A 14,006-nucleotide genomic window follows, 5' to 3' on the forward strand; every position below is an offset into this window, starting at 1 on the left:
TGTATGAACCGACTTATTACCAGGTTATTATTTACCGGTACCCTATTACTTGGCTCGTATCTTTCACAGGCACAGACCAACTCCGTGGAATTTGGGCAGAACCGCATACAGCATAAGAATTTCAAATGGCGTTACTATCAAACCCGTCATTTTAATACTTATTTCAGCCAAAACGGATTGGAGCTGGGTAAATACGCCGCTCAGGTTGCAGAAAAGGAATTGCCACAACTGGAACAGTTCATGGAGTTCTCTTTCCGTCAACGGGTAAATATTGTGGTCTATAACAGCTTCGGAGAAATGAAGCAATCCAATATAGGCATTGGCGTTGACTGGCAGAATACCGGTGGCGTCACCAAGCTGGTGGGTAATAAGCTGATAATATACTTTGATGGTGACCACGAACATCTGCGCCAGCTGATACGTCAGGGTATTGCCCGCGTAATGCTGGAAAACCTGTTGTTCGGGGAAGATATAGGAGAGTTTGCAGGAAATGCAGTATTGATAGATTTCCCTAAGTGGTTCACAGATGGTTTTATTGCTTACGCAGCAGAAAACTGGAACGCTACCCTCGATGATGAACTGAAAGACGTCATCCAATCCGGCAGATATAAAAACTTCAACCAGCTGGCCTACGAAAAGCCATTGTTGGCAGGTCATGCCTTCTGGTATTATGTAGAAAGTAAATACGGGAAAGATGCGGTGCCTTACCTCATGTACATCACCCGCATTAACCGCGGACTGAAAAAAGGATTCCAGCAGGTACTGAACCAGAAGCCTAAAAATGCCATGCAGGACTTCATGGTGTACAATGCCAAACGCTTCCAGGATGATAACCGCAAACGCAAACAGGTAACCCGCGGCCGTACCGTGGTAGCCCGTGAAATAGGAAAATCCAACTTCTACCGCTTCCAGGCCAATCCAAAGAGCAACAACTACGCTGTGGTGGAATTCACCAAAGGGATCTACCGCGTACAGATCCAGGTAGCTGATAATAAACCTAAAGTATTGCTGCGCAGTGGTGTAAGAATGCAGGAAAGTCAGTTAGATCCTAACTACCCGCTGCTGGCATGGAACCAGAAAGGTAACCGCCTTGCCATCATCTATGAATACGAAGGCAAGACTAAACTCATGGTATACGACCTTATATCTAAAACTACCCTCAGACAGGACCTTAACAAGTTCGACAGGGTAATAGATATGAAGTACTTCTTCGAATTTGATAATTCATTACTCCTGTCTGCTGTGAAAAACGGTCATACCGATATTTACACTTACAGCATCAGCAATAATAAAGTAGAACAGATCACCAATGATGTATACGACGATCTTGATCCGTCTTTCGTAGCCTTCCCTGGCAAAAGCGGTATCATATTCTCGTCTAACAGACCATCACCTACTGCTAAAGGCAGCGATACCGTATTGCCTTCCGGACATTATAATGTGTTCCTGGTAGACAACTGGAACAAGAGCGCCGACAAACAGGTTTCCCAGTTAACAGACATGAAATATGGTGATGCACGTTCACCATTACAATATAACAATACACATTTCACCTTCGTTTCTGATGCCAACGGTATCCGTAACCGTTATGCCGGTTTCTTCAAAACCGAAAGAGCAGGTGTGGACTCCTTATTCTTTGTAGGATCTGAAATACTGCATAACCCGGACAAAACAGAACTGGATTCTGCACTGGCAGATTACGGCGCTACTGAACCGGATTCAGTAATGGCAGTGTCCATCACCAAAGACTCTACCTACACCTTCCCGTTGACCAACTACCAGTATGGTATCAAGGAGTCAAGAGGTGCAGGTGATCAGAGTGAGGTCTCTCAGGTTACCCAGCAGTTCGGCTTCAAACGCCTCTTCAAACTGAAAGTAGATACAGTAGCATTACGTAAACGTAATGTCAATGCCCGTCCTACTACCTTCAGGGCCCGTGAAATGCACGAAGACAGTATCCGCCTGGGATTACCTACTTATCATTCCAAACCTAAAGCAGATACGGCAAAGAAGGCAGACTTCTTCCAGAGTGAATTCGGAAGTGAGCCTGCAGACAGTTCCAGCAATGCTGCCGGTACTGCTACCGCTGTACAGATCCCTCAGCTGCAATCGCTGCTGAAATCTGCCAAACTGCTGCCTTATAAACTGAAGTTCTCTTCGGATTATCTGATCTTATCACTGGATAACTCCGTACTGATAAACCGTTATCAACCGTTTACCGGACAGCCTACCAGCCCAATCCGGCTGGCAGATCCATTGAATGGTTTAATCCGTATCGGTGTAAGTGACCTGATGGAAGATTATAAATTCTCCGGCGGTTTCCGTATCCCATCCTCACTGGATGGTTCTGAGTATTTCTTCTCTTTCGCTTACCTGAAAAAACGCTTCGACTATAAATTCACTTACTACCGTAAAGTGGATAAGTACAGCAGTTTAGGTACAGACAGCACCGGTACTATTTTAATAGACTACCCTGCTAAGATGAAGACGAACCTCTTCCAGTTAGACGTACGTTATCCATTTGACGAAGCAAGAAGCATCCGTATGCAGGTAGGATACCGTAACGATAAATTTGTGGTAGCAGGTTCTGATGAAACAACATTAAAGCTGAAAGACTTCCACGATAACTACGCATTACTGCGACTGGAATACGTATACGACAATACTACCAATCCTGCTATAAACATCTGGCATGGTACCCGCTATAAAATATATGGCGATATGAATGCACAGATCAATGGTGATATGAATGAAATCTTCGGTACAACCACCGCAGGTAAAGGCAAATTCACTTACAATACAGGTGTGGATGTTCGTCACTACGAATCTATTTTCCGCAACTTTATATGGGCTACCCGCTTCTCCGCTGATTTCTCCTGGGGTACGCGCAAACTGTTGTACTACCTGGGTGGTACAGACAACTGGCTGAATCCTAAGATCAATACTCAGACTCCGGTGAACATGAGTGAGAACTATGCATTCCAGACCTTAGCCACTCCTTTACGTGGTTACAAACAGAACGCAAGGAATGGTAATAATGTAATGGCACTGAGTACAGAATTACGTTTACCGGTATTTGCTACTTTCCTGGACAGGCCCATCAATTCTGCTATCATCCGTAACTTCCAGCTGACCTCCTTTGTTGATATAGGAACTGCATGGAACGGGAAACTGAACTTTAAAGATGCTAACTACACTTACTACACTGGTAGTGATGGAACAGTAACGGTGAAAGTGAAAGAAGGTTTCCTCGGACCATTCGTAGGTGGTTATGGCTTTGGTGCCCGTACTACCATCGCAGGTTACTTCCTGCGTGTAGATGCTGGCTGGCCTGCGGTTGGGTTCTTCCGCGGTAAACCAATCTGGTATTTCGGAATGGGTGTTGACTTCTAAAATCATTCTATAAATAAAAAAGGGTGTATCATTATCTGATACACCCTTTTTTTATTTGGATAGATAAGGTATGAAAATGATACATCCGGTAATCAATGCTATCACTGCAGCAACCAATACAGCCCCAGCTGCCACATCTTTAATCCATTTCACTTTAGGATGATATTCCGGCGATAGATGATCCATTATCTTTTCTATCACTGTATTGAACATCTCTGCCACCCAAACCAGCCCAATCACCAGCAGCAGCGCTATCCATTGAGAACCTGGTAAGCTGTACCAGCATCCCGCCGCTATCACTATCACTGTTGCCACTGCATGAATACGGGCATGTGGCTCACTGCGCAGGAAAGCAATAATACCGGCTATTGCAAACCCAAAACTTTTAATACGCTGCTGCAGGTAATTCATGATCTTTTCATTTGTAGACTACAATTCGTTCCACTTAATCTTTCGGCTAAAATACATAACTACTGCCAGTATTATGAACAATCCAAGGCTACCCATTAACAACGCCTGATCTTCAGACCTGATGATCACATAAATAAAGCCATACAGGATCATGAGGATGCCCCCTATACCGGCAGCCATACGACTACTGCGGAATACACTGGCTGAATAGGCCGTCACCAATCCTAATGTTAACAGCGCAGATATCAGATACGCCAGCTGGAAATTCAGTTGTTCTGCAAGGGCAATCAGCAAAGTATAAAAAATACATAATGCCACGCCGATGAGTATATATTGTAATGGATGAACGGAGTAACGCTGTAACAGCTCAATAAAATAGAAAACAAGGAAAGTAAGACCGATAATAAGAATGGCATATTTCACTGCACGGGTAGATTGCTGATATCCATCAACAGGCATAAACAAGGCTACACCAAAATCGGCAGTGTGTATATCTACCTTACCACCGGTAAAGCTCTGGGGGAAATTACGGTTGAGGTGAGATACCTGCCAGGCAGCAGTGAATCCTTTCTCATGTACATTATGTTGGTTAGGCAGGAATGCCCCGTCAAAACTGGGATGTGTCCAGCTTGAGTTAAGATTTACGGTAGTAGACTTTCCTACCGGCGAGAAGTATATTTGCCCGGCCCCTCTCAGGTCCAGGTTAACAGAAAAGTTGCCACCACTGAGGCTATCATGTTCCAATGCCAGCGGGATCTTTGTCTGCATACCACTTGGAGCGAGCAGATTAGCCACCCCCGGATTGAAAATAAATTGCTGATTATTCCATTGTAACTGAGCCTGGTTATAAATACCGCGCATATCAGTTACCCCTATCGCCAGGTAGGCATCTTTCAGCAGCAGGTCTTGCGGGGCAATATGCAACCCTGCAATATCAAGGGGAGAGAACGATCCGCTTATCTGTAAGTGCGAGCTGTATACAGCGACTTCGTAAATGCCACGCTTGCGGATTTCGGGCAGCAGTTCACCGTTGACAGTCAGCTTGTCCGGCAGGAACATGGCTACGCCTGTTTCACCTGGTTTAATTACATAGGGGATAACAATTACAGGTCCGGTGATGGTTTGCATACCACCCCATTTTCCGCTGACCTCTTCGGTAGCTTCAGTCTGCCGGCGTTCTCTTTCCGAGATGAGGCCCATGATCATAGCGGTCGGTATCAGCAGCAGCATTACCAGGATGCCTATCAGTATTGCTTTGATACCAATAGCATAACGTTTCATGAACGACGGTTCTTTTACAGGTTGTTTTTGCACGTCTGTGCTTTCGCTTAGGTTAGATGTTTCCATGTTTTCTTATTTAAAAGTGCTTTGAATTTCAAAGTATAGGGACAAAAAAAATTAATCTATAGAACGGATCATGCTTTCAAGAGCGCCCAGATGCCCTTTGAAGGCTTTTTCGCCTGCTTTGGTAATGGAATAGGTGGTATTGGTTTTACGGCCTATAAAACCCTTATGTACTTTCAGATAGCCATTTTCTTCCAGGGTATTCAGGTGAGAAGCCAGGTTACCATCTGTCAGCTCAAGCATCTGTTTTAAGTCATTGAAACTGACCTCTTCGTTCACCATCAGTATACTCATGACACCCAACCGGATCCGGCTGTCAAATATCTTATTTAAGTTTCCTATGGGATTGTTCACAAGCTCCGCTTTTCGTTTTCAATAATTACGCTGATTGCCTTTCATACTTCCACCACATGATTGCACCATAAAAGATGTGCAATACGCCAAATCCTACGGCCCAAAAATAAAGACCCCGGCGTAAATAAAAAACATTCAATATTCCCAGTATGATTTCAGCGATACCAAGATAACGTATATCTGACAATGTATACTTACTTGCATTCACCAGTGCCAGACCATAAAATATCAGGGAGACCGGTGCAACCATTGCTTCCAGGTTATTGTACAGCAGTCCGGCGATGAAAGCGCCACCTGCTATCATAGGGATAAGCGCATTGATCAGCACATTACGGGAAGTAATATCCCATACAGGTAGTTTGTTACGCTTTGCACGTCTCCAGGTAAAAAAGATACCACCTACCAGGGCAAATGCCATTACAATCAATGCAAGTGCTATCAGCTTCACACGCAACCAGGCAAAGCCTTCAGCATCAAATCTTCCGGTGGTATTCCAGCTTACATAATAATCATGTAACCAGTAATAGGAGATAGCGGCACCAACCAGTGCGGAACAACCCGCGAAGATACCACTCAGCCCACTGAGGGAAATGAAGCGGCTACTCCGTTCCATCATCCGTTTGATATCACTTAAGGTGTCCAGGTGTTGTTGCTCAGTCATACTTAAAGTACTTTGTATGTCAAAGTTACTCATTTTACTTATTCTGCAAAATATATTTTCGGTCGGGATAATCCTACCTCTCAGCGGTAAGATTATGTATTACAGGGATGCTGGCCTTGTCGGGGCCTTAAATACTATAATATTGTTAACCATATGCGAACCTGGACAAAAGGAATAACCCTGATGTTAACTTTCACCGGTATCCCCATGCTGATACTGGCGCAACAGTTTAAGATCAGTGGTGTGGTAAGGGATGCCCACTCTCAGGAAATCATCCCCTTTGTCACCTTGCAATTCAAAGGTACCAGCACGGGCATGGTAAGTAATGCCACAGGTAAATACCTCTTTGAATTAAACAGTCTTCCATCAGACTCTATACTCGTTAGAGTAATGGGATACCTGACTACCACACTTCCGGTAGACAGCAACAAATCCGAACAGGTCATCGATTTCGATATCACACGCTCTGATGTTTCTCTTAAAACGCATGAAGTAAAAGCCAATGTAAACTTTGCACTCATACTCCTGCATCAGATCATCAGACATAAACCGGAAAACAACTACGATCACTTCCAGAGTTATAAATATGAAGTCTATAACAAGATGGAACTGGACATGAAAAACCTGAATAATAAACTGTTTAAAAACAGGTTCACAAGACCATTCTCTTTCATCCTTAACAACATAGACAGTACTTCAGATGATAAACCTTTTCTTCCCATGTTCCTCTCTGAAAGTCTTTCTGATTATTACTTTCAGCGGAGCCCTAAAAAGAGTAAAGAACTGATTAAAGGCAGCCGTACTTCCGGATTAGATAACGAAAGCGTGAGTAAATTCCTGGGCGGTATGTATCAGAACATCAACGTTTATAATAACTTCATTCCTGTTTTCGATAAACAGTTTGCCAGTCCTATTAATAATAACGGCGCTTTCTATTATAACTACCAGATTGCAGATACACAATACGTAAGCGGACATCGTTATATAAAACTAAACTTTACTCCTAAACGAAAAGGAGAAAATACTTTTATAGGAGATATATGGGTACAGGATTCTTCTTATGCAGTTCAGAAAACAACACTCTCTGTTCCTGCTGACGCCAACATCAACTTTGTAAGAAATCTGAGTTTAGTACAGGAGTTCAAACAATTACCAGACAGTACCTGGTTCCTGGCCAAAGATAAATTCATTGCAGATTTCTGGGCACCAAGTCCCAAGCCAGGCAGTACTTTGGAGTTTGTTGGCCGTAAAACGACTACTTACGAAAACATAGTCACTAACGATACCAGTGTTACCAATATATTCTATAACAGACATTACCCGGAAAACATAGTATTACTAAATGGCGCAACTGTTCGTAAAGATTCTTTCTGGACACATTCGCGTCATGAAAACCTCAGTAAGAATGAACAGGGCATTTATAAGATGGTAGATACATTGCAGAAAATGCCATTGTTCCAGCACTATTCAAACACTATCCGTTTTCTTGCTACCGGTTATAAACCACTCGGTAAACTGGAATGGGGGCCATACTTTTATCTCTTTAGTCAGAACAGGATAGAAGGCTTCCGGTTAAGGTTAGATCTCGGTACAACGCCTAAATTTAACAAGGACCTTTATCTCTATGGATATCTCGCTTATGGCTTTACTGATAAAGTATGGAAAGGGGAAATGTCTGCGCTGTGGTTATTGAAAAGGCATCCCCGCACCTACCTGTATGCTGCGTATACCAAAGACTTTGATAATGGTGCTACCTATTACGATGAAGTAGGTACAGACAATATCTTTTCCGTTGCTATCCGAAAGAATAATGTACCACAGAAGTTTATGATGATAGAAGAAAAACGTGTGGAGTTCTTTAAAGAATATTACAGCGGATTTTCTAATCAGGTGGCTTTGGTACACAGAAGATATAACGCTTACACACCGTTGCCCCAGGTGAATTTATTCCCGATTAAAAAAGATGGTACAGATCTTTTCTCCAACATGGAATTATCTTTAAAAGTGCGTTATGCCTGGCATGAAGAATTCCTGGAAGGAAACTTTTACCGTGTTAGTTTAGGTAGTAAATATCCTATCGTAGAAATGAAATATGCAGTAGGAATACCTGGAGTGATGCAAAGCGGAAATGCTTATCATAAGTTATCTGTTACTATTTCAGATTATGTAAAGATCCCGCCATTGGGTATTCTTTACTATAACTTCTTTGGTGGAAAGATCTTTGGAACGCTACCTTATCAGTTGCTGGAAATACATCCCGGGAATGAAATCTACTACTATAATAAATATGCGTTTAACATGATGAACCGCTACGAGTTCCTCAGTGATCAATACGCAGGATTCAATATAGAGCATACCATTGGTAATGGCATCTTTGGATATATTCCACTGATTAAAAAACTGAAATGGCGTCAGTTCTGGACAGCAAAAGGAGTGATAGGCAGTCTCACCCAACAGAATAAAAACCTGAACCTAAACCTGGGGTACCCTTTCCGTACATTAGAGGGAAATCCTTATATGGAAATTGGTACAGGCATAGAGAATATCTTTAAATTTCTGAGGGTAGATTTTGTCTGGCGTGTTACGCCATCCTCACTACCGGATGAAACTGCCAGTCGCAGATTTGGTGTCTTCGGGAGTTTTAAGCTACAGTTCTAACTGCTTCCAGTATTATATCACAGGCCTGCTTTATTTCCTCTTCAGTAATGATCAGCGGTGGTGCTATTCTTAAACATTCAGGTGCAAACAGGAACCAATCCGTCAGCAGACCTTTATCAATACAATAATCTATCACTTTCTTATTCGCTGCAAAGTTCTCCATCTCTACAGCTATCATCAATCCCAGTGAACGCACTGCGCGGATAGCAGGATGTTGCAGGTATTTCAGGAACAACTGTTCCTTTGCTTTCACACTACTGATCAGATCCTGTTCCAGTAATACTTTAAATCCGGCCATACCTGCTGCACAAATCACAGGATGCCCACCGAAAGTAGTCATATGTCCTAACACAGGATTATTCGTCAGCACCCACATAATTTCCCGGTTGGCAATGAAAGCGCCCATCGGCATTCCACCACCCAGCGCTTTTCCCAATAAGAGAATATCCGGTGTAATACCAAACTGTTCAAATGCCCACAACGTACCATTCCGTCCCAGTCCACACTGAATTTCATCTAAGATCAGCAGTGTACCGGTAGCGGTACACTTTGCCCTCAGTGCCTGCAACCATTCCTTTTGCGGCACACGAACCCCCGCTTCTGCCTGCACTGTTTCTGCTACCACGCAAGCTGTGCGGGAAGTGATACTTTCCAGTGATTCAAAGCTGTTATATTCCAGGTGTTGTATATCGGGTAACAGGGGACGGTAAGCATTACGCCAGACCTCATCTCCCATAATACTCATCGCTCCCTGGGTAGAACCGTGGTAGCTGTTATTAAAAGCAATGATCTCCGATTTACCGGTATAACGTTTAGCCAGTTTCATAGCCCCTTCTACGGCTTCAGAACCGGAGTTGGTGAAATATACACAGTCCAGCGAAGCAGGCAGGTGTTGGGTCAGTAAAGTGGCAAAGGCAACCTGTGGAGACTGCACCAGTTCTCCATACACCAGCAGGTGCATATATTGTTCTGCCTGATCTTTAATTGCCTGTACTACTGCCGGATGGGAATGTCCTACATTACATACGCTGATACCGGCAATCAGGTCCAGGATCTTTTTGCCATCTGCATCCCACATATACATGCCCGAAGCCTTCACTATTTCCAATCCTAAAGGAGCATCTGATAATTGCGCTACATGCCTTAAGAAGAGTTGTCTGTTATTCATACTGCCGCAAAAATACGAAAATGATGTGCTGATGCGTATTATATACATGTGCGCATCATTCTTTACATTTGCTGCAAAAAAATTATATGCCATACATCTTGCCAGTAAAGGGAATTTTGCCTGTTATGGGAAACGACTGCTTCATTGCGCCTAATGCAACAATTGTAGGAGATGTAGTGATGGGAGATTCCTGCAGCGTATGGTTTAATGCAGTAGTGAGAGGGGATGTGAACAGCATCCGGATGGGTAATAAGGTGAACGTGCAGGACGGTGCAGTCATTCACTGTACCTACCAGAAAACGAAAACGGTCATTGGCAATAATGTTTCAATAGGTCACAATGCCATTGTACATGGCTGTACAGTGGAGGACAATGTACTGATAGGTATGGGTGCCATTGTAATGGATAATGTGCATATAGGCAGTAATACCATCATTGCAGCAGGAGCAGTAGTGCTGGAAAATACACAGGTAGAGGCAGGGGCCATCTATGCCGGCGTACCCGCTAAAAAGGTGAAGAATATTAACGAATCACTAATCAACGGGGAAATTAACCGCATTGCAGACAATTACCTGATGTACTCCGGTTGGTTTAAGGAGGAGTAACATATTTTAATTATCTTGCATTTAAATATACCCTTACCCTATGAAGAAGTTACTATTCTTAATGGCCGCTGCCAGCATCCTTGCTGTGAGCTGTGCATCTGAGCAAAAAGGTTGCCCCAGCAGCAATTACTATACAGGTAAAAACGTAAAGCAGAACAGAACATCTTCCCGCCAGATGAATGGCAGAGTATTTTAATTACCTGATTATCAATACCTATGCGTAAACTATTACTACTGCTGTTAGTAGTTACATTAACAGGTGCGGGCGCTTGCCGCACGAGAAAAACCGGATGTCCTACGCCCCGCCAGAATTGGGGAGCAGAGAAAGTGCTGGACGAAATGGCTGGTAAATCGAGGAAAAAACATTAGTAGGATTTCTCCTCTATCGTTTCAAGGATGGTCGCGTAGCTGATATAACGCTCCATATTGATTTCGCCCGCTTCTACAGCCGCTTTTACCGCACAGCCGGGCTCATTGATATGCAAACAGTTATTAAACTGGCAATCATTAAGATATGCCTGCATCTCCAGGAAATAATGCGATAACTCCGTTTTAGGAATATCTATCACACCAAACTCACGTACCCCGGGAGTATCTATCAGTTTCCCCCCATTTGGCAGGTCCTGCATTTCAGCATAGGTAGTAGTATGTAACCCTTTGCCGCTCCAGCCGCTTACCGCAGTAGTTCGCAGATCCAGTCCCGGTAACAGCCTGTTAATCAAAGATGATTTGCCCACACCGGAATGCCCGGACATCAGTGTAGTCTTATTCTCCATAGAAGCGCTCAGTTCATCCACACCTTCGCCTGTAGTAGCTGAAACCAGGCATACAGTATACCCGATATCCTCATATATAGCCGCCAGTTCTGCGAATCTGTCTATTTCCTTCTCTTTGTAAATATCTTTCTTATTGAATACCAGTGTCACTGGAATATGATAAGCCGCCGCTGTAACCAGGAAACGGTCCATAAAACCATTGGAAGTACGGGGTTCTTTCAGGGTGCAGATCAGCATAGCCTGGTCCAGGTTAGCCGCCACTATATGTTTCTGGTTCTTCCGGTGAGGGGAGCTGCGTACAATATAATTACGCCTTTCTCCTATCTCCGTAATCATCGCATTCTTTGCATTTGCATCCCCATCTTCCACTACTATTTCTACTATATCGCCCACAGCAATAGGATTGGTAGATGTAATATCTCCATCCCTTTTCAATAATCCCTTAATACGGGCCTGGAATATTTCTCCGGTAGTTGTTTTAGCGGTGTACCAGCTGCCCGTTGATCTGTAGATAGTTGCTTGCAAATTCTCTTTTTAATTAATGGGTGTAAAGGTAGTAAGAATACCTTAGCCAGCATTAACAAAAACAGCCGGCAGAATACTGCCGGCTGTTTGAAATATGTTCGGATATCTGTTACGGTAAACTCCTGAAAGCTGTATACCGCAGCACTACTTCCAGCAGGATACAAGCCAGGGCCAGCATCGCAAAAGGGAAGAAATGTTCTGCATAACGTTTGTAGGAAGTGATCTCTACTTTCGTTTTCTCCAGCTTATCAATTTCTGCATAGATGTTTTGCAGGTCTTTATTATTGGTAGCCCTGAAATATTTACCGCCTGTTTCTGAAGATACTTTCTTCATCAGTGGCTCATCCAGCTGTACATCCTGCATCTGCATCTGTATACTACCATCAGGCATTGTCATCGGGAAAGGAGCTTTACCGATAGTACCTACACCGATAGTGTATACTCTTATCTTAAATGCTTTACTGATTTCAAGTGCAGTTAACGGATCTATCAATCCTGTATTATTCACACCATCCGTCAGCAGGATAATCACTTTACTCTTTGCTTTGCTGCTGCGCAGGCGGTCTACAGAAGTAGCCAGTCCCATACCGATAGCGGTACCATCCTGCAGCATACCACTCTTCACCAGCATGATCTGGTTTTTAAGAACACCGTGATCAGTCGTGATAGGGCATTGCGTAAAGCTCTCTCCTGAAAATATTACCAATCCGATACGATCGCTGATACGGCGGTCCACGAAATCCATTGCTACATTCTTTGCCGCATCCAGCCTGTTGGGTTGCAGATCTTCTGCCAGCATACTACCAGAGATATCTATCGCCAGTACAATGTCTATACCTTCACTATCTATACTCTCAGATGTATTGCTGGTTTGGGGTCTTGCCAGGGCTACTACTAGCGCGGTAAACGCCAGCAAACGTAACACAAGCAGCACAGGACGTAACTGCACTTTCCATGAAACGGGCAATCCTTTCAATCCCTGTAATGACGACATTTCCATAGCCGGCTGCTTCCGCTGCTGCTTTGCGATATACCAGTATATCATCAAAGGTATCAGTAACAGTAACCCGAAAAAAACCGGGTAGGCAAACTCAATATTTTTCCAGATCGAAAAGTCCATTTTTTAAGGCTGCTTTATTTCTTCTTTTACTGTTTCCGGTGCTTTCGCGACCGCAGGTTTAGTCCATTCCACAATTTCAATCGCCTGCTGTATCGCAGCTTCATGTTCATCCGGTGATGGATGCAACTTGGCAAACTTGGCAAGATCCGCTACCGTTAAAAGGCTGCGTAACTTGTCGCGCTGCTGGTTCAGTATCGTAACAGGTTTAATATGCTGTAATAGTTCCTCACTGGTTTGTTCCAGTGCAGGGATATTAAATTGCTGCTCAAAGTAAGCACGCAGGATATCTGTTAATCTTGTATAATATTGTTTAACATCTCCCTGTTGCCAGATCTTCTCTCCCCTTAACTGCTGTAGTTGCTGTAAAGCGGCATCATAAGGAGCAATGAGAGGTACTACAGGTTTAACAACTTCCTTCTTAGGTCTGCTGCGGAAATATACAATCAGTCCTATTCCTATAAGAATACCACTGATCCCTATTGCAAAATACAGCCAGTAATCCCAGAAGTTCCAGCCAACGGTCCTTACAGCTTTAATAGGTTTAAATGCCTTGGTAGTATCTACCGTGATCGTGCCTACATCAATTCCCAAAGGACTGGTGAAAGCAGAATCAGTAGCGCCACCTGCATTTTGCACTACATCAAATCTGAATGAAGGAATATCCCAGTGACCGGAGTCAAAACTTGTAATAGTAAGTGTCTGACTGAAGATCTTTTTATTGTTATCACCTGCTGTATCGATCTTTGAACGGGTTACTACTTCCCAGTGACTCAATGAATCAGGTACCTGGGGAAATACAACTGTTAATCCGGCTGGTTGTTCTACAGTAGCAGACAAACGTAATTTTACCTGTTCGCCTATACGTATCTTATCGGTATCAGCTTTGGCATTTACTTCCACCCTGGATTGCTGGGCCAGTGATGATAAAGGAGATAATAATCCCAGCAATGCGAATAAAAAAATAATCTGTTTACCCATGTTAATACTTAGT

General features: G+C 43.4%; 13 protein-coding genes. 5 read left to right on the forward strand and 8 right to left on the reverse strand.

Annotation, left to right across the window (positions count from 1 at the left end):
- Nucleotides 1-3: 3 nt before the first annotated feature.
- Nucleotides 4-3,393: a hypothetical protein gene (locus BMW86_RS09170; RefSeq protein ID WP_089781097.1), complete on the forward strand. Its 3,390-nt coding sequence runs from the start codon at nucleotides 4-6 to the stop codon at nucleotides 3,391-3,393.
- A 51-nt stretch (nucleotides 3,394-3,444) separates the two neighbouring features.
- Here BMW86_RS09170 and BMW86_RS09175 read toward each other — a convergent pair whose 3' ends face one another.
- Genes BMW86_RS09175 through BMW86_RS09190 form a run of 4 tightly spaced genes read right to left on the reverse strand, consistent with a single transcriptional unit; the run spans nucleotide 3,445 to nucleotide 6,163 of the window.
- Nucleotides 3,445-3,804 carry a diacylglycerol kinase family protein gene (locus BMW86_RS09175; RefSeq protein WP_089781099.1) on the reverse strand — a complete coding sequence of 120 codons (360 nt, stop codon included), beginning with the start codon at nucleotides 3,802-3,804 and terminating at the stop codon, nucleotides 3,445-3,447.
- An 18-nt stretch (nucleotides 3,805-3,822) separates the two neighbouring features.
- Entirely contained in the window at nucleotides 3,823-5,151 is a 1,329-nt protein-coding gene (creD, locus tag BMW86_RS09180; protein ID WP_089781102.1) for a cell envelope integrity protein CreD, read from the reverse strand.
- A 51-nt stretch (nucleotides 5,152-5,202) separates the two neighbouring features.
- A complete protein-coding gene (locus BMW86_RS09185; protein WP_089781104.1) occupies nucleotides 5,203-5,502 on the reverse strand; it encodes a winged helix-turn-helix domain-containing protein in 300 nt (99 codons plus the stop codon).
- A 25-nt stretch (nucleotides 5,503-5,527) separates the two neighbouring features.
- A complete protein-coding gene (locus tag BMW86_RS09190; protein ID WP_089783614.1) occupies nucleotides 5,528-6,163 on the reverse strand; it encodes a hypothetical protein in 636 nt (211 codons plus the stop codon).
- Nucleotides 6,164-6,316: 153 nt separating this feature from the next.
- Between BMW86_RS09190 and BMW86_RS09195 the strand changes: the two genes are divergently transcribed.
- Nucleotides 6,317-8,821 carry a DUF5686 and carboxypeptidase-like regulatory domain-containing protein gene (locus tag BMW86_RS09195; protein WP_089781107.1) on the forward strand — a complete coding sequence of 835 codons (2,505 nt, stop codon included), beginning with the start codon at nucleotides 6,317-6,319 and terminating at the stop codon, nucleotides 8,819-8,821.
- On the opposite strand, the gene BMW86_RS09200 is transcribed toward BMW86_RS09195, so the two are convergent.
- Nucleotides 8,805-10,082, reverse strand: coding sequence for an aspartate aminotransferase family protein (locus BMW86_RS09200; RefSeq protein WP_255372883.1), 1,278 nt, complete (start codon nucleotides 10,080-10,082; stop codon nucleotides 8,805-8,807). The two genes, BMW86_RS09195 and BMW86_RS09200, sit on opposite strands and share 17 nt — an antisense overlap.
- Nucleotides 10,083-10,114: 32 nt before the next feature.
- On the opposite strand from BMW86_RS09200, the gene BMW86_RS09205 reads away from it, so the two are divergent.
- The 3 genes from BMW86_RS09205 to BMW86_RS32775 are packed head-to-tail and all read left to right on the forward strand — an operon-like array spanning nucleotide 10,115 to nucleotide 10,963.
- The gene (locus BMW86_RS09205; RefSeq protein WP_255372884.1) at nucleotides 10,115-10,594 is read left to right on the forward strand and encodes a gamma carbonic anhydrase family protein; all 480 of its coding nucleotides are present in this window, start codon (nucleotides 10,115-10,117) and stop codon (nucleotides 10,592-10,594) included.
- A gap of 40 nt (nucleotides 10,595-10,634) precedes the next feature.
- The gene (locus BMW86_RS32770) at nucleotides 10,635-10,790 is read left to right on the forward strand and encodes a hypothetical protein (RefSeq protein WP_177189203.1); all 156 of its coding nucleotides are present in this window, start codon (nucleotides 10,635-10,637) and stop codon (nucleotides 10,788-10,790) included.
- 20 nt (nucleotides 10,791-10,810) lie between these two features.
- On the forward strand, nucleotides 10,811-10,963 hold the full coding sequence (locus tag BMW86_RS32775) for a hypothetical protein (protein ID WP_177189204.1): 153 nt from the start codon (nucleotides 10,811-10,813) through the stop codon (nucleotides 10,961-10,963).
- On the opposite strand, the gene rsgA is transcribed toward BMW86_RS32775, so the two are convergent.
- The 3 genes from rsgA to BMW86_RS09220 form a co-directional block, all read right to left on the reverse strand.
- On the reverse strand, nucleotides 10,960-11,895 hold the full coding sequence (gene rsgA / locus BMW86_RS09210; RefSeq protein ID WP_089781113.1) for a ribosome small subunit-dependent GTPase A: 936 nt from the start codon (nucleotides 11,893-11,895) through the stop codon (nucleotides 10,960-10,962). The two genes, BMW86_RS32775 and rsgA, sit on opposite strands and share 4 nt — an antisense overlap.
- Before the next feature lie 109 nt (nucleotides 11,896-12,004).
- Nucleotides 12,005-13,015 (reverse strand): vWA domain-containing protein, encoded by a 1,011-nt coding sequence (locus BMW86_RS09215; RefSeq protein ID WP_089781115.1) that lies wholly within the window; start codon nucleotides 13,013-13,015, stop codon nucleotides 12,005-12,007.
- 3 nt (nucleotides 13,016-13,018) lie between these two features.
- Nucleotides 13,019-13,993, reverse strand: coding sequence for a hypothetical protein (locus tag BMW86_RS09220; RefSeq protein ID WP_089781117.1), 975 nt, complete (start codon nucleotides 13,991-13,993; stop codon nucleotides 13,019-13,021).
- Between the last annotated feature and the right edge of the window lie 13 nt (nucleotides 13,994-14,006).

The organism is Chitinophaga sp. YR573 (genome assembly GCF_900110995.1).
GTDB lineage: Bacteria > Bacteroidota > Bacteroidia > Chitinophagales > Chitinophagaceae > Chitinophaga.

Excerpts from the sequence above, each read along its gene's own strand:
- BMW86_RS09170 (WP_089781097.1), top strand. The coding sequence starts at position 4 with ATGAACCGACTTATTACCAGGTTATTATTTACCGGTACCCTATTACTT.
- BMW86_RS09175 (WP_089781099.1), bottom strand. The coding sequence starts at position 3,804 with ATGAATTACCTGCAGCAGCGTATTAAAAGTTTTGGGTTTGCAATAGCC.
- creD (WP_089781102.1), bottom strand. The coding sequence starts at position 5,151 with ATGGAAACATCTAACCTAAGCGAAAGCACAGACGTGCAAAAACAACCT.
- BMW86_RS09190 (WP_089783614.1), bottom strand. The coding sequence starts at position 6,163 with ATGACTGAGCAACAACACCTGGACACCTTAAGTGATATCAAACGGATG.
- BMW86_RS09195 (WP_089781107.1), top strand. The coding sequence starts at position 6,317 with ATGCGAACCTGGACAAAAGGAATAACCCTGATGTTAACTTTCACCGGT.
- BMW86_RS09200 (WP_255372883.1), bottom strand. The coding sequence starts at position 10,082 with ATGGCATATAATTTTTTTGCAGCAAATGTAAAGAATGATGCGCACATG.
- BMW86_RS09205 (WP_255372884.1), top strand. The coding sequence starts at position 10,115 with ATGGGAAACGACTGCTTCATTGCGCCTAATGCAACAATTGTAGGAGAT.
- BMW86_RS32770 (WP_177189203.1), top strand. The coding sequence starts at position 10,635 with ATGAAGAAGTTACTATTCTTAATGGCCGCTGCCAGCATCCTTGCTGTG.
- BMW86_RS32775 (WP_177189204.1), top strand. The coding sequence starts at position 10,811 with ATGCGTAAACTATTACTACTGCTGTTAGTAGTTACATTAACAGGTGCG.
- BMW86_RS09215 (WP_089781115.1), bottom strand. The coding sequence starts at position 13,015 with ATGGACTTTTCGATCTGGAAAAATATTGAGTTTGCCTACCCGGTTTTT.
- BMW86_RS09220 (WP_089781117.1), bottom strand. The coding sequence starts at position 13,993 with ATGGGTAAACAGATTATTTTTTTATTCGCATTGCTGGGATTATTATCT.